Origin of the sequence: Coleofasciculus chthonoplastes PCC 7420 (genome assembly GCF_000155555.1) — a bacterium.
GTDB lineage: Bacteria > Cyanobacteriota > Cyanobacteriia > Cyanobacteriales > Coleofasciculaceae > Coleofasciculus > Coleofasciculus chthonoplastes_A.
This window is the reverse complement of sequence record NZ_DS989876.1, coordinates 58,144-79,939: the sequence shown is the minus strand read 5'-3', so window position 1 is coordinate 79,939 and position 21,796 is coordinate 58,144. Positions and strand designations below refer to the sequence as shown.

Below are 21,796 nucleotides of genomic sequence, written 5' to 3'. Positions count from 1 at the left end.
TTAGATAAAAAGGACTCCACCTTTTAATTTAAATGGAGTCCGAATGGGTGTGACTAAATGAAGCGAAACCTAGAGAATACGGAAGATAAAGGGATAACGGAAAGATTGATCGGGATTGTTCAACACTTTCAAAATTGCGATAATTGGCATAACGACATTCGCAATAGCCAAAAGACCCAGTAGGGGCCAACCAATAAGCACAATCGTCAAGATGCCAAAGATTAATCCATAGAGCCAAAGGTTAATGTGAAAGTTCAGCGATTCTGTCGCGTTTTCTTTGACCACTGGGTCATCAGACACTAACAAAACGGCGATCGGAATACCGATAGATATTACCGCCGCACTAATAAATATTGATCCATGACAGAGGGCAGATAAAAGCTTGCGTTTGTCGCTATCATAAACATCATACGTCATGCGACAGTCCTCCTTTCCCTCAAGGGAAACTAACTCTTCATTCTGACTGTAGCAGGTTCTCTGAACAAGACAGGTCGTAAATTCCGTCCTACGCAGGGGGGATATTCCTCTTATAAGGTACACAGATCGCCGACTTCTTGGAGAAGTCGGTGATCTTACTTGCATTTGCATACCCTATACCTCATATCCCCTTCACGCCGTCAAACTCACCTCTGGCTGAGGTATTTGTTGCTGTCGATGTTGCTGAATCGGAATCGCGATCGCGAATTCTGCGCCTTGTCCCGGTGCGGATCGACAGTTCAGCTGACCCTGATGTTTATCGACGACGATTTGATAGCTAATGGATAGTCCTAATCCGGTTCCTTTCCCCACAGGTTTGGTGGTAAAGAAGGGGTCAAAGAGTTGACGCTGAGTTTTCTCAGTCATTCCCGGACCGTTATCGATAATCCGGATCGCAACTTGGTTAGGTGCGATCGCTTCAGTCCGAATCCGAATTGTGGGATGATTTTGTCCATTATCCGTGGTTCTTGATTCCTCTAACGCATCGATCGCATTACTCAAGAGATTCATAAACACCTGATTGAGTTGTCCCACGTAGCATTCGACTTTGGGTAAATCTCCATACTCTTTGACAATGTTAATTTCCGCATATCCCGGTTTTGCCTTGAGTTGATTTTGCAGAATCAGCAATGTACCCTCTAACCCTTCGTGTAAATCTACCGCCTTGACTTCAGCTTGATCCATCCGGGCAAAGTTGCGTAACGACAGCACAATCTGACGAATCCGCTTGGTTCCCACTTCCATTGATTCGAGTAGGTGAGGTAAGTCGTCTCGCAGAAACGCTAAATCCATCTGTTCCGCTGTCGTTTGAATTTCTGGGACAGGTTGAGGATAGTGCTTATCGTAGAGGGAAATTAACTTCAGTAAATCTTGAGCATAATTTTTCGCATGGACTAGATTCCCGAAAATAAAGTTAACTGGATTATTAATTTCATGGGCTAACCCGGCGACGAGTTGTCCTAAACTGGACATTTTCTCCGTATGAACTAATTGGGCTTGGGCATGTTGCAAGTCGCGCAACGCCTTTTCTAAGAGGGTGGCTTTTTGCTGGATTTCATCCTGCGATCGCCTGAGTGCAACCTCGGTTTGCTGACGTTCTCTAATTTCAGCTTCTAAACGCTTATTGGCAGCTTCAAGTTCCACCGCACTGGCAACATCAAAGGCTTTGGGCATTAATGGTATTAATTCTAGGGCAGTATAGACCGAAATTAATGCTGTGATTGCTTTGACTAATCCAGATAGCCAATAATCGGGATGCCAAATCGTCCAAATTGCCATCGCATGAGTAGTACCGCAGGCAATGATAAAAGCGGCAAACATGAGAAAGATCCGGGAAAACGGCAAATTCCGTCGTTGATAAACAAAATAGATTAAGGTTAGGGGAATTGAAGCATAAGCTAGGGCAATGAAGGCATCGGATAGAAGATGTAGCCAGACTAAACCGGGCTTCCACAGGTAGCAGTTGCCATGAGGCATGAAAAGTGGGGCAGTCAAACTGTGCGTGATAAACGACTGCATAATGTCTCCTTCTAGTCAATAATCAGCTCTTATCTGGTAAAATTAAAACGGTTTGAGGGGACTCAATCAGTGATCCGTGAAACAGTGAACTATGACTCAGCATACAGTCCAGCATACAGTCAGGAACCCGACGCCTCCTTGTTACCCCTTACTAACCCTGATTTTTGATGGTGGAGGATGTAACCCTCTAGCCAAGAAATAAGGAGAAAAAATAAGGAGAAAGTTCTCACCCTGTTAACGTTTGAACCTGAAGCAATTTGATTGACTCAAACGGCGCTAATTTCAGTATTCCCCAAAATTAGCAGAAACTACACCTTCTAGGGTTATAGCCTATAGGGTTAATTTTGATAAAAAAAGCTTGACGATTTATGACTTAGGATATAGAAAATACTAACTCAAGCCAACCGACACAGAAGCTCAACTTCTATAATAGAAGGCTGAGTGTTCCGTAATTAGGCGTTTTGAATGTCCACTGAACTTAAGGCTGAACTGCAAACGGCGGTTGAACACCGACGGAATTTTGCGATTATTTCCCACCCAGACGCGGGGAAGACGACGCTAACCGAGAAGCTGTTGTTATATGGAGGTGCGATTCACGAAGCCGGGGCGGTGAAAGCACGACGGGCGCAGCGAAAGGCAACGTCAGATTGGATGGCGATGGAACAACAACGGGGAATTTCGATTACTTCAACGGTGTTGCAGTTCGCGTACAGGAATCGCCAGATTAATTTGCTGGACACGCCGGGACACCAAGATTTTAGTGAAGATACCTATCGCACATTGGCGGCGGCGGATAATGCAGTGATGCTGGTGGATGCGGCGAAGGGGTTGGAACCACAGACGCGCAAGTTGTTTGAAGTGTGTCGGATGCGATCGCTACCGATTTTCACATTTATGAACAAAATGGATCGTCCGGCGCGGGAACCCTTGGAACTGCTGGATGAAATTGAGCAGGAGTTAGGGTTACAGACGTATGCCGTGAATTGGCCCATTGGTATGGGCGATCGCTTTAAGGGCGTGTTTGACCGCCGTCTGCGGCAAATTCACTTATTTGAACGAACAGCACATGGGAGTAAGGAAGCGGGAGATACGGTAATCGATTTGGGGGATTCCCGGATTGAAAAATTGCTGGATCAAGACCTGTATTATCAGTTGAAAGAAGAACTAGAACTAATTGAGGGGATTGGACCCGATTTAGATTTAGAGTTGGTGCATCAGGGTCAGATGACGCCTGTATTCTTTGGCAGTGCTATGACCAACTTTGGCGTCAAGCTGTTTTTGGATGCCTTTTTAGAGTACGCCATGCAACCCGAAGCCTACAAGTCTACCGAGGGGGAAATGCCACCAACCTATCCCGACTTCAGCGGATTTGTGTTTAAGCTGCAAGCCAATATGGACCCCAAGCACCGGGATAGAGTGGCATTTGTCCGGGTTTGTACGGGTCGATTTGACAAGGACATGACTGTGAACCATGCGCGGACTGGTAAAACGGTACGTTTGTCAAGACCTCAGAAGTTATTTGCCCAAGGCAGGGAATCGCTGGACGTGGCATATCCAGGGGATGTGATTGGGTTAAATAATCCAGGAGTGTTTGCGATCGGGGATACGATTTACAATGGCAAGCGTTTGGAGTATGAAGGGATTCCTTGCTTTTCTCCAGAATTATTTGCCTATTTGAAAAATCCCAATCCCTCTAAATTCAAGCAGTTCCACAAAGGGGTAACTGAGTTGCGCGAAGAAGGGGCGATACAGATTATGTACTCGGTGGATGAGTCCAAGCGCGACCCAATTTTAGCTGCTGTGGGACAGTTGCAATTTGAGGTGGTACAGTTCCGTTTACAGAATGAATATGGCGTAGAAACGTTGTTGGATATGTTGCCCTATAGTGTTGCCCGTTGGGTAGCTGGGGGGTGGCAGGCTTTAGAGAAAGCGGGACGGTTGTTTAACACGGCGGTGGTGAAAGATAACTGGGGGCGTCCGGTTTTGTTGTTTAAGAATGAGTGGAATTTACAGCAGGTGATTGGGGATCATCCAGAGTTGCAGTTGAATGCAACAGCGCCTGTGGCGTCGGGACAGGAACCTGATTCGTTGTGACCTCTCCCCTAACCCCTCTCCTGCGAGGAGAGGGGAATAAAGACCCAGAAAAAACAGATGGCGAATGGAATTCGCAGCTACACAAACCAAGTCCGCCTGCGCGGACTGATGTTGAGCCTGAGTTGACTGAAACAACTACCTGGTCACAATTTAAGCTATTCGGCATTTAAACCTTAATATCAATAATGGCGAAATCCTTGTAGTGCGTTTAGCGAAGCCATGCCGCAGGCTTTAGCGAAGCCATGCCGCAGGCTTTGCATCTTGCTCGCTACTAATACCCAATTTAAATGCATGACAGCTTACAGCCCAGCAATTCTTTTCCGGATACAGCGAAACAGATGCTATCTATGACAACGTTAGCCAGTCGTTAAGTAATTTAGCTACACAAAAATTCAATTAAGGAAGTCGCTTTATGGCAATTGTTGTAACCCTTAACCCAGAGTTAGAAGCGCTACTGCGCGACAAAGCCGCTCGGCAAGGTCAAGATGTTGGTCTTGTTGCATCTGAATTACTGGCTCGTGTTTTAGAGTGGGAAGAACAAGATTCAGAGGAAGCTATTAAAGGTATTCAGCAAGGTTTAGATGATTTTGAGGCGGGTCGATTTCGCTCTTTCCAAGAGTTTGCTGACGAACAACGCCGCAAGTATAGCAACCGCCACAAGGGTTAGGACAAGTCGGCGGGTATCGAAATGAATAAACGGCATCCATCGGATGTCCTCATGCTGCTGACCCATCTCAGTAAATCAGCTACGATCAATAAAATAGTACAAAATAGTAGTTTTGCGATCGCACCATGCCTTCCCCCTTTCCTGGGATGAATCCATACCTTGAAACTCCGCATAGAAAGCTGAGAAGGTAAAATAAAGATGAATGATACCAAATCCGGGTTAACTACCCCCCTTATAACCCAGTCCGCGCAGGCGGACTTTGTTTGTGTAGCAGCGATTTCAATCGCCATGGCAAATTATTCAGCAAATCCTAATTAACCTGATACACCAACCACTTCCCCCGAACCTTCAACTACTTCCCCAATCAGATAAGCCGTTACACCTTGAGATTCAAACCAACGACAGATTTTTTCGGCTTGAACAGATGATACCAATACCACAAACCCAATCCCCATATTGAACGTATTAAACATCTCTTCTCGACTCACTTGACCCGCCTCAGCAAGCCACTTAAAAATCGGTAAAATCTCCCAGCTATTCGGCTCAATCTGCACCGATTGCCCTTGACCTAAACACCGAGGTAAATTCTCCGGTAAACCGCCACCTGTAATGTGAGCCATACCATGAATTTCAATCCCAGCCTGTAGCGCATCCAGAATCGGTTTCACGTAAATTTGAGTCGGCGTCAGCAACACATCTCCTAAACGTTGACCTCCCAGTAAATCGGGACAGCTATCCCAACTTAACGGCGATTCCTGGTTAATTGAATCGCTAACAATTTTGCGGACTAAACTAAACCCATTACTGTGAACCCCCTGACTGGCTAAACCAATCGCCACATCTCCCAATTGCACCTGAGAACCGTCTAAAATTTCGCTTTTTTCCACCATTCCCACGCAAAAGCCAGCAATGTCATACTCTCCCGGTTGATAAAAACCAGGCATTTCTGCGGTTTCCCCTCCCAACAACGCGCAGCCAGCCTGACGACATCCCTGAGCAATACCTGCTACAACCTGCGTGAGTTGCGCTTGATTCAGCTTTCCTGTGGCTAAATAGTCCAAAAAAAATAGGGGTTGTGCGCCAGATGTCAAGACATCGTTGACACACATGGCAACTAAGTCAATTCCCACAGTGTCGTGACGATTTAACTCATGAGCCAGTTTCAGCTTTGTCCCCACTCCATCGGTTCCCGATACTAAAACGGGTTCGCGATATCCCATCGGTAACTGGAAACAACCATTAAAGCCACCGAGTCCACCTAAAACTTCGGGTCGATGGGTGCTTTGGACTAGCCCTCTAATCTGCTGTACAAACGCTCGACCTGCTTCGATATCAACACCAGCTTCTCGATAATCCATGGGATAGCACTAGGAATGAAAGAATTTTTCCAAATGTAGGGGCGGATTTCACTATTATCATTTTTTTCTGCCCCGATGTGAATCAACCCGCCCCTACAGCATTGATGGAAAACCTTCGCCGCGACGGTCGAGGTTTGTTGCCTCTATTGTAAAGTTTTGTTAAGAAACTCGTAAATTTCCTGAGAGGGGAAAAAGCGGGAAATCCTTGCCCTATCAAGCTTTAGAGGAAATTACATGATATCGCACTTTTGAAAATCTTATCGCTGATTCCCAAAAATCACTGATCCCCAAACCCAAAACTTCGTGTTAGTCTGTGTCAGTTCCACAAAAATAGGGCGAAATCGAAATGAGTATGAGTTGCAGCAGATTTTTCTTAATTCTCTTGCATCACCACCCATAACCCTAAACGTAGAATTCCAGAGGCTTTTGACTATAGGCTTATGAATCAGCGAATTTTGAGTGGTCTCACTGTTACCGTCTTAACCACAGCCCTCAGCACAGTGATATCCAATCCGGCTAACCAAGCTCAGGCAGTTGATCAAGGTTCTGAGGGCAACTTGACTCCCGCTCAAGCGCTACACTCTCCGCAAACCACTCCCTCAACCTCCTCTCAACCAACTCCTCAGCCACCAGAGGTGGTAAAAGTGGGAGAATTTCAATCCCCAACGGCTCAAGTTGGGGAAGCAGAAGAAATCATTGCTAAAATTCATGCCTATTCACTCGATGGGCGTCAGGCGGCTACTCTTTATGTGCGCGACATCCCTGTCCTGACGTTCTTAGGTTCTCCGGCAACTGTCAATAATGTTACCAAAGTGGGAGAAGTGGCTCTGGGAAATGACTCCGAACCCGAGTATTCCTCATCAAAAACGGTGTCTGGTTATCAATCCTCAGAGGAAAACCAACTGGACAATACCGCCTCGCCTAGTGTCACCCCGACCAGTAATGGCAATCCAGATGATGCCGTAGGGCGGGCGACAGTGGTTGCGGCTCAACTCAATCAACTGCATCGGGATAATATTGATGCAGAGGCGATCGCCGTTCGTTGGAATGAGTCGTGTAACTGCTACAGCATCCAGGTAAACGACCAGGAGTTGGTGCAAGTTAACGAAAACACCATTCTGCCTGATACCACCGAAAACCTAACCGAAGATGCCCGACAAGCCACGAACCGACTGCGACGCTTAATGGGTAATGCTCCCCCCATCCGGGAAATTCAGGGGAAACCCAAAGCCCAGACAATTGCCCAAGTCGCCCTGGGTCCTGTGCGCTTCCAGGTTAAGGGTATTGCCTCCTGGTATGGTCCTGGCTTTCACGGAAACCGCAGCGCCAGTGGTGAGCGATTTAATCAAAATGCCCTAACCGCCGCTCATCGCAGCTTACCCTTTGGTACTAACGTGCGAGTCACCAACTTAAATAATGGTCGTTCCGTTATCGTGCGGATTAATGACCGAGGACCCTATACCAGAGGGCGAGTCATTGACCTTTCCGCCGCCGCTGCCAGAGTCCTAGGATTGCTCCGCACGGGTGTAGCACCTGTACGGATTGAGGTTTTAGATAACTAGCTAGGAAATAGTTTTGAGTGTCTGAGAGGAGAGGGCGACCCGACCCAATTGAGTGAACGGGAGTTGTTCATTAGTGCAAGCGGGTCGCCCCTACAAAGTTCATAAATTCTTGGACGAATGACGAATGACGAATGACCAATGACCAATGACCAATGACAATTGCTAACATCGATCTAAAATCCAATCACTAAACTCTCATGCGTCTGTTTACGACAATCGCGGGATTGCGCTGCCACTTAGAACGTCATCGAACCCAAAAAACCGTCGGTTTAGTGCCGACGATGGGGGCGTTGCACCCCGGTCACTTGACCTTAATCGAGCGGGCAAGACGCGAAAATGCTATTGTCGTTGTCAGCATTTTTGTCAATCCACTCCAGTTTGGACCTGGGGAAGATTTGCAGCAGTATCCGCGTCAGTTGGAGGAGGATCAACGCTTTTGTCAACAAGCAGGAGTTGATGTGATTTTTGCGCCCACAGCCGTGGAGTTGTATGGCGATGACCCATCGGATTCAGACATCCTGACGGAGTTCACTCAAGTCCAACCACCACCAGCGATGACTTCTATATTATGTGGTCATTCTCGTCCGGGTCATTTTCAGGGGGTGGCGACGGTGGTGACGAAGTTATTAAATCTAGTGCAACCCGATCGCGCTTATTTTGGTCAAAAGGATGCTCAACAATTGGCGATTATTCGCCGCTTGGTCGCGGATCTAAATATACCTGTCACTATCGTCTCTTGTTCGATCGCCCGTGAGCCGTCAGGTCTTGCCTATAGTTCTCGCAATCAGTATTTGACACCAGCACAAAAGGCACAAGCTCCAATTCTCTACAAGGGTTTACAAAATGCCCAAAATGTGTTCCAAGCTGGGGAGCGCGATCGCACCTCCTTAATTGCCGCCGTTACCTCAGAACTTAGCTGGATAGAGGAGATTCAAGTTGAGTACATCGAATTAGTTCATCCGACAACCTTGATCCCCTTAGAGCAAGTAGAAGACCAAGGATTACTCGCGATCGCGGCTCGTCTGGGTTCAACTCGTTTAATTGATAATAGTCTGCTGCGAAATCGCCGACCGATTATTGCTATTGATGGACCAGCAGGGGCGGGTAAATCCACGGTGACTCGGTTAGTGGCGCAGCAATTAGGCTTAATGTATCTGGATACGGGAGCCATGTATCGGGCGGTGACGTGGCGAGTGCTGCAAGCCGGAATTGATTTCACCGATGAACCTGCGATCGCGGAATTGGTGAGTCAATGTCAAATATCCTTGATCAGTAGTGGTTCCCAACCCCAAAGTTTGAGGGTGTGGATTGATGGCAAAGAAGTCACCCAGGCGATTCGCTCGTTAGATGTCACCGCCAATGTTTCTGCGATCGCGGCGCTCCCCGTTGTACGTCACGAATTAGTCAAACAGCAGCAGCGCTGGGCGTCTAAAGGTGGTGTTGTCGCTGAAGGGCGAGATATCGGGACTCATGTTTTCCCAGACGCCGAACTGAAAATTTTTCTCACCGCCTCGGTTCAAGAACGGGCACGCCGACGCCTGCAAGATCTCCAAGGCGAAGACCAAGGTACTGTCAGTTTAGAACAGCTAGAGGCGGATATTCAATTACGAGACCAGCGTGACAGCACTCGTACCTTAGCCCCCCTGCGCCAAGCTGCTGACGCGATCGAAATTAATACGGATGGTTTCACAATTCCTGAGGTCACTGATAAGATTATCAGTCTATACCATAAAAAAGCATCATCGTTACATCAAGGATAAAAGCCTGCTCATCCAAACATTTCATGGATTAAATAGTTTTCGCCCTTAAACCTCAGACAGGGCGAATTTTGTCACCATTGAATCGGGTGCAAAGCTTTGCGCCCCTACAGTTTCTGGATATAAGCCTAATTTGGTGGAATATGTTGTAGGTTGGGTTGACGACAGGAAACCCAACAGAATATAGGGCTAAAGCCCTTACTACGAACCCAAGCTAATCTACCAAAGAAGGTGTGCCACGCACGCTACTACACTCCTATCTTCTTACCCTTCTACTCTCTACCCTTTTACAAAATATCCCGGATATACTGCCATTTGCGTCGTAACTAACAAAAGAATCATTAACACTAAGGCGGATTTCGGTATCCAGTTGCTCTACAGCGAACTGAATATCCCCCGAAATGGTTGCGTTTAGCGATTGAGACGCAGGGTTTAGCATCAGAATTCATCAAGCGGGTTGATCTACGCCAAGGCGTTTATGTCTGGCGATAGATTAACCCGCCGCTTTGATTATTCTGCAACAAGAGTGATCTAAACACTGCTGATCCGTTAAACAACCATGACGTGCCGCCTGTGTATTCAGAGGAGTGAAGGAGACGTAAGGTGGCAAACCCTTGTCAGTTAGTTTGGCAGTACAGATTATCCATTAGTTTAATCGCTGCCACACTTGGTTTTATTGCAAGTTTGAGTGTATCCGTTGCTCGTTCAGTTAACCCAAAACTAGCTATTCCTAGTCCTAATTTGAATCAACAGGAACAGTTGAACTCCAAAATGTTGCAAATTAACGGCTTAATTGGGGAAGAACAAGAAATATATCAACAAATGTTGGCGTATTTGGCAGAAGAAGAAGCCAAGCGCTTAACCTTTTCCGTACCCGTCGAATTTCAAGGCAAAACTATTCGTTCCCGTGTCCTCAACAATAAGGCTAAGGTGATTGCCCTCACGTTTGATGATGGACCTTCATCAGAGACAACTCCCCAAGTTTTAGACATTCTTCAACGAGAAGGTATCAAAGCCACCTTTTTTGTAGTGGGTAAGACAGTTAAAAATCATCCCCAGCTACTGAAACAAATTGTAGCTGACGGTCACGCCATTGGTAATCATACCTGGAATCATCATTATCACCAATACAGTCCATGGGCGGCGGCACAGGAACTGGAAACAACTGCCCAGTTAATTCATAAACTTACTGGCGTCAAAACAGCATTATTTAGACCGCCTGCTGGCATTTTAAATAACGGCTTAGTTAACTATGCTCACCAAAAAAAGTATGCCGTGATTATGTGGTCAGCCGATACAAAAGATTGGCAAAGTCGCCGGATTACTGTGCCAAAATTAATCAATAACGCCCTTGAAGACGCGCAACCGGGTGGTATTATTCTACTACACGATGGCGGGGGCGATCGCTCAAAAACAGTGCAAGCTTTACCAAAGTTGATTACTGAACTCAAACAGCGTGGTTATCAATTTGTCACCGTGCCAGAATTATTGGATATGCCAGATTAATACTAATAGGATTTACGCAAAGGATTTATAGGTAGGGTGTGTTAGCGTAGCGTAACGCACCTTAACTAAGTATTTAATTGAGAATATATCACCTTGGTTTATCCTGTAGGGGCGACCTGCTTGCACAAATTTACAACGGTGTTCATTTAATTTGATCGGGTCGCCCTTTAGTCAATTTTTTCTGACGAGATGATGCTTTTGCTCAACAATATCAATTGTTATTAGCACATTCTGGGTTGCTTGATCGACATCATACCAAATTGCAGTCTAAGGTAGAATCTGTCATGCTGAGCAGAATGCAGTGAAACGGAATGACGCGAAGCATCTGTCCAGATTCTCGTATCTCGTTCCTCGCTATAGCTTCGCTTCACCCTTCGCTCAGAATGATATGATCGAACGCAACTTGGTATCAATATTGCCTGCTAAAACCGTCACCACTTTTACCTCAACCAGATGATTTTACCCCAGAAATACAACAAGGTTGGTTGAATAAGCTGTAATGCATTTAAATTGGGTATTAGTAGCGAGCAAGATGCAAAGCCTTCGGCATGGCTTCGCTTAACGCACTACAAGGATTGTGCCATTATTGATATTAAGGTTTAAATGCCAAACAGCTTACCTATCAACTAATTAGTCAAATTATGCTAGAAGGCGCTGGGGAAGTACCGACGGAAACTCCCACTCCTCTAGTTAAAGTTACCCCATCACCCAATTAAATCTGGTGCGTTACGGCGTACTTATGTTCTGAATTAATAACTGTTAATCCAAAAATTTGCCTAACGCACCCTACAAGTATAACTTTAGTGCTTTAACGCATAGCTGGAGAGGGCTAAAGCCCTCACTACTGACGAATGACGTAGCTTGCTTCTCGCGAAGCGAGTATGACAAATGTCAAGCAGATTTTGTGAAGAGTTTGTGAACACAAAATTATTTCTAGGTAGATTTAGCATAATAGGTAAAGAAATGTAAACGATTAGCACTTAAAAACAGTGCCACTCATAGCAAGGGAGTTGAGAAATGGAATTATTCTATAGAATTCGTCAGGTTATTCGAGCCAATTTTAACGAGATGATTCAACAGGAGAAAAATCCCGAAACTGTAGGGTTGACATTTTATTCTCGTGAGGGCTTACAAGGTTACCAAACAATTACCGAAGTAGCTAGAATCCAACGTGATGGACAGCAAGAAACAGTGGAGACAATAAATCACAGTCTAGTAACCTTAGAGAAAAAACAGGCTGCGGTAAATAACCTAGAGTATCGGTTATACGATAGCACTCACTTCAGCCAATTCCCGCTTTATGAGGATCAAGAGACTATCAACATACCCGATAATGTTCCTCAATTCCAGGAGTCTGCCTGGAAGGAAATAGAAGGGTTATTCATTTCCTTAACATCCTCTAGCGAGATGGATAATGAATGGGCAACCCTAGAAGAATTTGCTTCAAAAATCTCTATTTGATTCAGGGGGAGAGGCAATAGGGAATAAGCAATGGGCAATGGTTTCAACCCTCTGTTGAGGTAAAATTCGGCGCTTATGTCGGCGAAAATCTCAGGATGCAAGAGTGTAAGGGTGTAAAAACCTTGCACTTGTTGGGTGAAAAAATGGCTTGAAACCCTTGTATAATATTGCTTCACGATTAATTCAGCAAGCCCTAACTTATTCATCCGTTATCAGGTTCAGCGCTTTCTAATTCCTGAGTACAGAATGTAGAATCCAGATAGGGTCGCAGTGGGACTAATCCGGTTTTAGACAATAAACATTGCCCCTGTTCAGTTCTGAGAATTTCAGCAAACTTTGTGCCAATGGGGGGACGGCTATTATCTCTCGGATAAATAACAGCTAAGGGATAGGCTAAGGGATAGGTTTGACTAATAAATGCCTCCACATTGGCACCATAACTCCCTTTAGCATTACATAAGTCTATGTTCGGAGTAATCGGTTGTCGGTTATCTTGTACTAAGGGGGAAATCGCATCATTTTCTCCGTCCACGATGGCTAGGGGATAGACTGAACATTGTCCTAATACTTTACTCAAAGAATCAAATCCGATCGCGCCAATGTTTCGCCCTTCAAAATCCCGAATCACTTGTCGCAGTGTCTCAAAGGTTTGGGTGCGAATAATCGGTGGACGACCTAAATTGGCAAATGAGCGACTCGGTTGGTTACTTTGTTGCAGAAGTGCTTCAAATTCGGCAATATTACTCGTATTCGTATCCTCTCGCAGAACCCGCTGCTTAAACAGTTCAATGGCTTGATCACTGGGAGGAACATAGAGTTGAACCGGGAGATTGGGTCCTCCTAATTCTTGCCAATTGGTAATTTCTCCGGTGTAAAGTAAGCGTAATTGCTCAAAGCTAATTTGCCCATTTAAGGCGGCGGGTAAGCTGTTTTCCCGTTGTGCATAACTGAAGGCGACAAAGACAACTAAGCCATCATGAGCCACTTCTTCTGTGTCTAAGGCAAATCCTAGGGGATTCAGGGGAGTCGCGATCGCAAACTCCGCCTCCTCCTCCCGAACCTGGGCGATCGCGTCTGTCCAAGAGGGTACAGGTTGATAGTTTAACTCTAATTTCGGTTGACGTTGGTACAATTCACCTGCCAAGGTGGTATCCTTGGCAATTAAATTGGGTTGCTCTAGGATATAATCCCACGCTCCGTATGCTTCTGCTGTATAGGTAAATGTTCCTGTGGGAATCCCGGATACCTGTTGAATACAGCAGGGAAATGGGTCGGTGTCCATCGCGGTTTGGGGTTGATTTCTGCCGAATAGCCACCAGATTAATAATCCCAACAACAGGAGTAGCAAAAGCAGCAATAATAAGCGAGGACGCCACCACCGCCGTTTCTTTTTCTTCGCCTCGGCTTCGGCTACGGGTTGGGAGAAGGGGGGGATAATTTGTGATTCAGGGGGCAATTGTAATAAAGCGCGGCGGGCAATTTCGGCGGTTTCAAAGGATGAGGTGCCAATGCCAATTAGGGATAAAATATAGTCTTTAAACACGGGTTGGATTAGGGGCCAATGCTTGGTAATCCGTGGATTAAAGGGTTGAAGCGTAACCGGATCATGAGTACCGCCGTTTAAGAGATAAAATGCCACATACCCCAAGTCTTGTAAATCCTTCTTTGCAGAGATTAAAGGACGTTCGAGTAAGGGCGGATCAAATCGTCCTTCCCACAAGAGAAGGTCACACAAATAGATAAAAAAGCCTTGGAAAGTAGGAACAATCAGTAAACTATCTAAACTGATATTGCCATCGGTGAGTCCCTCTTGGACTAAACCCGACGGGAGACGAAATTTTTGTCCATGGAGAAATTCTAAACTTTGCAGGACTTGTTCCAGGATTTGTCGCACCTGATAACTGGTCATCGCCCCGGTTTGTGCCAAGTAACTGGCTAGGGTAGGATAGGTATCTAATGCCCCTTGGCTGACTAAATAGCAGCGTTCAAACCGGGGATCTGCGATCGCGTCCCAGGGAGAGACGAGGCGAAAGTCTTGCACCCGCCCATCAGCCAAGGTGACACCAGCAAGATTGACAAAGGCTTCTTTGCGTAACTGACTTTCTTGGACATTAAAATAGCGATCGGGCAGGAGGTATTCTCGAATCACTACGGGTTGACGAGTCGGGAGTTGCAGGGCTTGATAAAGACGACCTCTACCCCGATTTTTGAGGAAGCCTTCAATTTGATAGGTTCCCCGACGCCCGCGAATCTTTGTTTCTGGCGGTAACAGCGTCGGAAATCCACATTGAGTACAATAGTTGGCACCAGGTTGTTCGAGCAGGGTTTGTTGCACCCATTCACAGTAAAGGGGATTTCCCCGAACACAGCGATACTCCGGATAGAGGGATTTTACCCCTGGCGGAACGACGACTTCTGTCACCACGCCACCTTCGGCTTCTAATCCTTCACCGGGTTTCGTTTTACCCGCCATGCGATCTTTGAGTTCATCTAAACTCGGCGCACGCTGTTTCAGTTCATCTTGTAGGAATGGAAATAACCAAAGTAACCGCGCTGGGACGAACCGCAGTAGGATGGCTCGAAAGCGACCTGGGATCGTCTTGAAGCGATGGAAAATCCGACTTCCTTCAACGCTGCGAAATTGTTGAAATAAACGTCCCAGAAATCCTTTTGGGTTACCCTTAACCATAACTGCTGCTCCTACCAAGCCTTGTTAAGCTGTGTATTGCTATCCTGCCATAAGCACGGTGTCAGTCTAAGCGGTGGTTTCCCAAAGCGTTGAGAAATTTAACAAAATTTGCTTTTCCTAGAGTCAGAAGTCTGCTAGTGTAGCATTATTTGGTCAAATTAGGAGTTACCAGGAATGGCGAAGGAGCAAGTGGCGAAGCTGTTTCGAGATGCTAAAGCGAACCCGGCTTTAAGAGAGGAACTTAGTGCTGCCCCCAACGTAGACGCCTTTATCGAAATGGCGAAAGAACGGGGCTATGATTTTACTGTAGAAGAATGGCAAGAAATGACAGGGTTTTCGGTTGAAGAAGTTGAGGGTAAGTTGTCAGAAATTCCGGGGTTATAACGGTTTCTTCGTAATTCGTTCAAATAATATTAAATACATTTTTGGGTAATATAGCAATTACCTATACAATCACACATTCAAGTGTAATCAAATCAGCTCCACGGGTATCGTCACTGAATTGAGCGATCGCCCTCTTGATCTGATTGTGACTGTATTTCCAGCTAAGAATGAGATTATTTTTATCAACCGACTTAAGGGTTTTCGGTATATTTAGTGAAACCCCGTCGGGAAAATCAAAGATTAATCGCTCTTCGGCAAACCAATCTACAGACTCATTGGACACCGGAATTTCATCAAAAGTACCAAACCGCAACATTGAACTGTTGATTACTTGTACACTGGGATATTCCCGATTCGTGATTTCTAGTTTTTCCTCAGACCAAGGGAAGGAGGATTCTTCTTGCTTTACCTCGCGGAATAAGGAAATATTCGCAAGTCCGCATCTCTTGTTTATTTCTTCATAGCTATCCGGATAATAAGAAATAACTGTACTCACGCGACGATTTCCTTCAATTAAGTAGATTTCCGCATATTCCCTGCCTGGTCTACTCATAATTCCACTCGATTGAGATGAAAACATTATCGTTGAATCTGGATCAACAGGATGAATAATACCGGGTCCACATTTTTCAATCATCCAGCGCTTTTCCATGACTTTTTCGGGGTCGTCACGATTAATAAAACACAGATAGTGTTCAATTTCAGATGCATCCGATGCCGGAGTAAATTTTCTCGTGGAATTCAGGACTTCAGTTAGTCTGCCTTTTCCATCGTACCGGGAAAGAATTCCCTTCCAGACAAATCCATGATCGGCAATAAAGCGATGCCATTGTTGGAAAATTTTTGCTTCTGATGGGGTGGTCTGAGATAACCCTTCTTTTTCAATGCGATCGCCATTATTCATGTTCTTGTCTTTGACAATAATATTCTTATCTGAAAATATCACAATTTCAGTCGAGGTGCTTGCATAGCGCGTTTCAACGCTGTCTATGATTGCTGTTCCCGAAGATTCCAGCCGATAAACTAATCAGCCACGCCCTCTCACCTCGCTACAATAGAAGACTGGAGCGTAACGCTTCATATCTGTAAGGGGGATAGAGACGATGGTTTTGCCAGTAGTTGCTGTAATCGGACGCCCGAATGTGGGCAAATCAACGCTTGTCAATCGGTTAGCCGGGGTGATGGATGCGATTGTCCATGATCAACCGGGAGTTACCCGCGATCGCACTTATCGACCCGCGTTCTGGCAAGACCGAGATTACTCGATTGTAGACACCGGGGGTTTGGTTTTTGATGATGATACCGAATTTCTGCCCCTGATTCGAGAACAGGCAATGGCAGCCCTCAGCGAAGCCAGCGCCGCTATATTAGTGGTCGATGGTCAAATGGGTCCCACCGCCGCCGATTATGCGATCGCAGATTGGCTACGCCAGCACCCTGTCCCGGTTGTTCTGGCTGTAAACAAGTGCGAATCACCTCAACAAGGACTAATCCAAGCGGCTGAGTTTTGGGAACTCGGTTTAGGCGAACCTTTCCCCGTCTCTGCGATTCACGGTGCAGGAACCGGGGAACTCTTGGATCAACTGATTACCCATTTGCCCACGGTGGGAATGCTTCCCGACACCTCAGAAATCAACGTGGCGATTGTCGGACGTCCGAATGTGGGTAAATCTAGTCTATTAAATGCCCTGACGGGAGAAAAACGGGCGATCGTCAGTTCCGTTTCGGGTACGACCCGCGATGCCATTGATATGATTGTCGAACGCCCCGGAAACCCAGAAACCGAGACTGAATCTCAACTCTATCGTCTTATTGATACCGCAGGCATTCGCAGGAAAAAAAATGTCGAATATGGACCGGAATTTTTTGGCATTAACCGCGCCTTCAAAGCCATTCGCCGTGCTGATGTGGTTCTCTTCGTGGTTGATGCCCTAGATGGTGTTACCGAACAAGACCAAAAACTTGCTGGACGCATTGCTGAAGACGGACGGGCGGCGGTTATCTTGGTCAACAAATGGGATGCGATTGAAAAAGATACCTATACGATCTATGAATACGAAAAACTGCTGAAAAATCGCCTCTATTTTGTTGAATGGGCACCAATGATTTTTGTCAGCGCCTTAACCGGAAAACGAGTAGACAAAATTCTCGATTTAGTGGATACTGTTGCCGCAGAACACCAGCGCCGCGTCAGTACGTCTGTGATTAATGAAGTGCTTGCAGAAGCCATTAACTGGCATTCCCCGCCCACCAACCGCCAAGGACGCCAAGGCAAAATTTACTACGGCACCCAGGTTAAAAGTAAACCCCCAACAATTGCCCTGTTTGTCAATGATCCGAAACGATTTAATGAAAACTATCGCCGCTATATTGAGCGTCAATTTCGCCAACAACTGGGTTTTACAGGGACACCCTTGCGTCTATTATGGCGCGGTAAGAAAGTCCGCGATGTTGAAAGCAGCAATGCTAATCGAGCCGTTCGGGTTTAATTTGGTGATTGGGGAGTAGGGATTGGGTAAGTTTTGACCCTTCACTGCGGAAAGAGGGCATGGCGCGTGAGTTAACTCCTTTTGTTCCCCTGTTCCCTGTTCCCCGTTCCCTGTTCCCCGTTCCCTTTTAACACACCATGGACTTACTGCGATCGCTCCCGTTAGGGCTATACCTGGAACAACCTGTAACTTGGCTCCATTACCTGGATTCTCGGGTAAAACTTATCTGGTTAATGAGCTTTTTGGCAGTACCTTTATTAGCCAATCCCTATTGCCGTTTGGCAGTTGTTGTGGTATTGATTTTGTTCACCCTGTCAGCCCGTATTCCGTTACGGGTTTGGCGTCAGCAAATGGGTTGGTTGCTGATGCTAGCGGTATTTGTCTTTATTCTCACCGCGATCGCACCCGATGGATTGGCGGTTGATCATCAGTCTCGGCTTCCGCAGGCGGACATTCTCATGGTTGAGTCTGCTGAAACCTCAGCACAGGAATCGCCTCAACCGAGACCCTGGTATAATCCCTTTGGCATCGGACGTGAATCAGTTCCAGAGGCTTCTGAGAGTGAAACCGTTATCCTGACCAATTTACCCCAACCGACGGACTACAGATATATTCTCCTGGAAGCGGGTCCAGTAACAATTACCCGTCGCTCATTGGATCTAGCGGTTCGAGTCAGTACCGTAATTTTTACACTAATTTATAGTACCAATCTTTACTTGCTCACCACCGCCCCAGAAGAAATTACCGCCGGGTTAGAAAGTCTAATGCTTCCCTTACGGCGTCTGAATATTCCAGTGACAGAAATTGCTCTGACATTAACCTTATCCTTGCGTTTTATTCCCTTAGTTTTGGAGGAAGTGCAAAATTTAGTCCGTTCGATTCGGACTCGTGCGATTAACTGGAAAAAGCTAGGGGTTCGCCGCAGCGCTCAAGTTTGGATTATGGTGACTGAACGGTTATTAGAAAACCTACTCATGCGAGCCGATCAAATTGCCAAAGCCATGACAGTGCGTGGTTTTACCAGTCCCAACCAGCATCGAGTCCAATGGCATCAACTGCGTTTACACTGGGGAGACTGGATCGCGATCGCGACTTTAGCTCCGTTTTGGGTAGCGCGGCTGATTTGGGGAGGAATGGGGTGATGGAAGTAAACAGAATGATAACTGAAATCACATAGTTGTAGGGGCGGGTTTAGCCACTCAATCTGCTTATTACTGATGACGGAACAACAAAACCCGCCCTTCCTTACGATCAAAAATAGGTTCTTGAGTCGCTCGATTCTCTATTCATCAGTGGAATTATGACAACGCGAATTGTGTGGATAAGACTCACAGAATTCATCTAAATCTGTTGAATAAGTCTCGGAATTATCGACTGTTGCCTCTTGAGATTCCGGTCTCTCTTCGGCAGGTATTTCCGCGAAAATTCCCGTTAATCGTTCCAAATTGCTTCTTAACGTCAGTCCCAATTCCCGTTCGGTTACTAAGGTCAAAACCTGTGTCGTTGCGGGATTAGATTCTCCGGTGAAACCTACCTCAATTTGAGCAATCTTATCCGGTTTGGTAAAAACAGCACCCAGAACGCCGAACAGCAAGGTATTACCAATAAGCCGACCCACGTTAGCTTTTTTGCCTTCTTGATAGGTTAGGGTATCAACATTACTTACCGCAACAGTAATTTCTTGGGTTGGTCTTTCATCATCCAAAACCGCGAGGCGATCGCCTTGTTCAATATAAGCGGTTATGATTCCCTCAGTGAGGGAGATTTTGCATTTACCGGATAGATCAGTTTCACCAGAGGTTAAGGCGCAGATTCCCTCATGACCCGAACGCTGTTTGAGCGAGACGGGGGGTTCGTAGCCTTCACAGCGCGAATTTAAGGGGAATTTCGTGCATAAGGTGTAAAGGTCAACTTCCGGGTTAGCTTGTGCGGGACGTGAGGCGGTAAGAAAAAAACTGGTTAGGGAGGTGGTGGCTAGGATTGTGGTTGTGGTTCCGCTGAGAATCAGACGATTCAGTTTATGGTAGAAGCTGGAAGTCATAGTCAATATCCAAATTATGCCGTCGCTGGAAAGTATATCTCGGTAGTGTCAGCTTATGCAGGTTGAATTCCCTGTTCCCTGTTACACACCGAGCGAAGCCGAGGTGTTCCCTGTTCCCTAACAAATGACCAATGACCAATGACCAATGACCAATCACAAGCGGTAGGATGATAAATCTACAGTTCTTAGTATCGGTCTATACTTAGTCACTCCGCCATTTTTGCCAGTTTATTGCTGATGACGGGATTGAAACGCTGAAACTGAGAACTGTTGTTGTGTGTGTGAGGTTGGAAAACCCCTTCGTTCATGCTGTCTCTATTCGCCAATTTCTCGCTGGCTCAAGTTGTTATCCCTGTCCCCCCGACAACCCCAACTCCTCCTCCCGCCCAGGAATTGGTGGTGCAACCCCAGCAAATACGACCCTTACCGGGACAACTGGATCAAATACCTGTCTTTAATAGCAATAGTCCCGAAGTGATCCAAACCGAGGGGATTCTACTGTCAACCTTCCCCCCTTACGGAAAAGCGAGTCCCGGCGCTCATTTAAATTTTCCGCTTTCTGGACGCTTTGATGTATTTGCTCATCATATCGCCCGTTCCAATACGCCAGAGGAATGGCGACCCATGTACCAAGGGGTTCTGGTTCACAATGCAGGGAGTCAACCTGTAACCTTAGATATTTTGCAAGCGGTGAGTTATGTAACCAATCCGGATGCTCCGTTTATCAACTTACCGCCCTATATGGACAATCCCTTTGGTTTGGTCTACTCTGGTCCTGGTTCACGGGTAGCGACTGATATCCTGCGTGGTGTGCATCAATCCTCGTTTCCTTCTCAAATTGTGATTCCGCCGCGACAGAGCGAAATGGTATTGAATTTACCGATTGCTTTGGGCAATTCCCGGTCTACGTTGATGCGTCTGCGAACCAATCGACCTGTTTATATGGCAAGTTTAGCCATGTATGCACCCCTGAACTCCGATCGCAAAGTGGATGGAAAACCTTTAGGGACACCTGGGCTTCCCTATCGTCCACCGACTCTTGACGAATGGCGGTATTTATTATTTAAAGGCAATTTAGCCGGACCACGCGATCGCATTCCAACACCACCTAACCAGACGAACGGTAAAATTGTCTATGGTCGGGTTGCAGGTGTGGCGGTTGGTTCTCAATGGCGTACTGAGGTTGTCAATCGTCCAGGTGCGTCGGATCTGACGATTCCTCAACCGGGTCAAGCGTTTTCCTATCCCCTCAGTACGGTTCCGTTTATCACCTTAGGGACTGATCAGGTGCAAAGTGCGCCTCTAAAAGTCCGTTATCCGGATACTGCTTATCGCGCCCATGGCAATTATGGAGTGCAGTATCACCTTACTTTGCCTTTGGTTAACCGGACAGATGCTTCCCAAACCGTAACTTTAGCGATTCAAACCCCACTTAAACCCGACGAAGAAGAAGAAACCGACAACCTGCACTTTTTGAATCCTCCCGATTCCCAGGTCTTCTTTCGGGGTACGGTACAACTACGTTATACCGATGATCGGGGATTAGCCCGTACCCGTTCGGTTCATCTGGTACAACATCGGGGTCAAGCTGGAGAACCGTTGCTGACGCTGAAAATGCCTCCAGGCGATCGCCGTTTGGTTGAGGTGGATTTTATCTATCCGGCGGATGCAACACCACCCCAAGTTTTAACCATTCGGACGTTGCGATCGCCTTAAGAAGGCTGGGGGTGCTGGGGAAGCTGGGGAAGCTGGGGGAGCTGGGGAAGCAATTAGAACGTCTATTGTAGGGGCGG

General features: G+C 46.4%; 17 protein-coding genes. 11 read left to right on the top strand and 6 right to left on the bottom strand.

Annotated features, from left to right (window positions below):
- Positions 1-69 precede the first annotated feature (69 nt).
- A complete protein-coding gene (locus MC7420_RS32575; protein ID WP_006105982.1) occupies positions 70-417 on the bottom strand; it encodes a DUF4870 domain-containing protein in 348 nt (115 codons plus the stop codon).
- Between the two features lie 192 nt (positions 418-609).
- Positions 610-1,995: a sensor histidine kinase gene (locus tag MC7420_RS32570; RefSeq protein WP_044211001.1), complete on the bottom strand. Its 1,386-nt coding sequence runs from the start codon at positions 1,993-1,995 to the stop codon at positions 610-612.
- A 465-nt stretch (positions 1,996-2,460) separates the two neighbouring features.
- Between MC7420_RS32570 and prfC the strand changes: the two genes are divergently transcribed.
- The 3 genes from prfC (at position 2,461) to MC7420_RS44250 (ending at position 4,947) form a co-directional block, all read left to right on the top strand.
- Positions 2,461-4,089 (top strand): peptide chain release factor 3, encoded by a 1,629-nt coding sequence (prfC, locus tag MC7420_RS32565; protein ID WP_006106022.1) that lies wholly within the window; start codon positions 2,461-2,463, stop codon positions 4,087-4,089.
- Between the two features lie 412 nt (positions 4,090-4,501).
- On the top strand, positions 4,502-4,756 hold the full coding sequence (locus MC7420_RS32560; RefSeq protein ID WP_006105993.1) for a hypothetical protein: 255 nt from the start codon (positions 4,502-4,504) through the stop codon (positions 4,754-4,756).
- Positions 4,757-4,881: 125 nt separating this feature from the next.
- The gene (locus tag MC7420_RS44250; RefSeq protein ID WP_157453431.1) at positions 4,882-4,947 is read left to right on the top strand and encodes a DUF4058 family protein; all 66 of its coding nucleotides are present in this window, start codon (positions 4,882-4,884) and stop codon (positions 4,945-4,947) included.
- Positions 4,948-5,070: 123 nt separating this feature from the next.
- Here the strand turns inward: MC7420_RS44250 and purM are convergent, their stop codons facing one another.
- Positions 5,071-6,114 carry a phosphoribosylformylglycinamidine cyclo-ligase gene (purM, locus tag MC7420_RS32555; protein ID WP_006106041.1) on the bottom strand — a complete coding sequence of 348 codons (1,044 nt, stop codon included), beginning with the start codon at positions 6,112-6,114 and terminating at the stop codon, positions 5,071-5,073.
- A 440-nt stretch (positions 6,115-6,554) separates the two neighbouring features.
- On the opposite strand from purM, the gene MC7420_RS32550 reads away from it, so the two are divergent.
- The 4 genes from MC7420_RS32550 (at position 6,555) to MC7420_RS32535 (ending at position 12,400) form a co-directional block, all read left to right on the top strand.
- Complete coding sequence (locus MC7420_RS32550) at positions 6,555-7,676, top strand: septal ring lytic transglycosylase RlpA family protein (protein ID WP_006106010.1); 1,122 nt, start codon at positions 6,555-6,557, stop codon at positions 7,674-7,676.
- 197 nt (positions 7,677-7,873) lie between these two features.
- The gene (locus MC7420_RS32545; protein ID WP_006106024.1) at positions 7,874-9,436 is read left to right on the top strand and encodes a bifunctional pantoate--beta-alanine ligase/(d)CMP kinase; all 1,563 of its coding nucleotides are present in this window, start codon (positions 7,874-7,876) and stop codon (positions 9,434-9,436) included.
- A 600-nt stretch (positions 9,437-10,036) separates the two neighbouring features.
- Complete coding sequence (locus MC7420_RS32540) at positions 10,037-10,939, top strand: polysaccharide deacetylase family protein (protein ID WP_006105979.1); 903 nt, start codon at positions 10,037-10,039, stop codon at positions 10,937-10,939.
- 1,017 nt (positions 10,940-11,956) lie between these two features.
- Positions 11,957-12,400 (top strand): hypothetical protein, encoded by a 444-nt coding sequence (locus MC7420_RS32535; RefSeq protein WP_006106016.1) that lies wholly within the window; start codon positions 11,957-11,959, stop codon positions 12,398-12,400.
- Positions 12,401-12,602: 202 nt separating this feature from the next.
- Here the strand turns inward: MC7420_RS32535 and MC7420_RS32530 are convergent, their stop codons facing one another.
- The gene (locus MC7420_RS32530) at positions 12,603-15,089 is read right to left on the bottom strand and encodes a substrate-binding domain-containing protein (protein ID WP_006105996.1); all 2,487 of its coding nucleotides are present in this window, start codon (positions 15,087-15,089) and stop codon (positions 12,603-12,605) included.
- Between the two features lie 174 nt (positions 15,090-15,263).
- On the opposite strand from MC7420_RS32530, the gene MC7420_RS32525 reads away from it, so the two are divergent.
- Entirely contained in the window at positions 15,264-15,473 is a 210-nt protein-coding gene (locus MC7420_RS32525) for a Nif11-like leader peptide family natural product precursor (protein ID WP_006106037.1), read from the top strand.
- Between the two features lie 61 nt (positions 15,474-15,534).
- Here the strand turns inward: MC7420_RS32525 and MC7420_RS32520 are convergent, their stop codons facing one another.
- The gene (locus tag MC7420_RS32520; protein ID WP_232231834.1) at positions 15,535-16,419 is read right to left on the bottom strand and encodes a DUF3598 family protein; all 885 of its coding nucleotides are present in this window, start codon (positions 16,417-16,419) and stop codon (positions 15,535-15,537) included.
- Positions 16,420-16,576: 157 nt separating this feature from the next.
- Here MC7420_RS32520 and der point away from each other — a divergent pair, with 157 nt between their 5' ends.
- The gene (der, locus tag MC7420_RS32515) at positions 16,577-17,962 is read left to right on the top strand and encodes a ribosome biogenesis GTPase Der (protein WP_006105990.1); all 1,386 of its coding nucleotides are present in this window, start codon (positions 16,577-16,579) and stop codon (positions 17,960-17,962) included.
- A gap of 137 nt (positions 17,963-18,099) precedes the next feature.
- Positions 18,100-19,104, top strand: coding sequence for an energy-coupling factor transporter transmembrane component T family protein (locus MC7420_RS32510; RefSeq protein WP_006106029.1), 1,005 nt, complete (start codon positions 18,100-18,102; stop codon positions 19,102-19,104).
- Between the two features lie 140 nt (positions 19,105-19,244).
- Here the strand turns inward: MC7420_RS32510 and MC7420_RS32505 are convergent, their stop codons facing one another.
- A complete protein-coding gene (locus MC7420_RS32505; protein WP_006105984.1) occupies positions 19,245-20,003 on the bottom strand; it encodes a hypothetical protein in 759 nt (252 codons plus the stop codon).
- Positions 20,004-20,309: 306 nt separating this feature from the next.
- On the opposite strand from MC7420_RS32505, the gene MC7420_RS32500 reads away from it, so the two are divergent.
- A complete protein-coding gene (locus MC7420_RS32500) occupies positions 20,310-21,719 on the top strand; it encodes a DUF3370 domain-containing protein (protein WP_006106045.1) in 1,410 nt (469 codons plus the stop codon).
- The last annotated feature ends 77 nt before the right edge of the window (positions 21,720-21,796 follow it).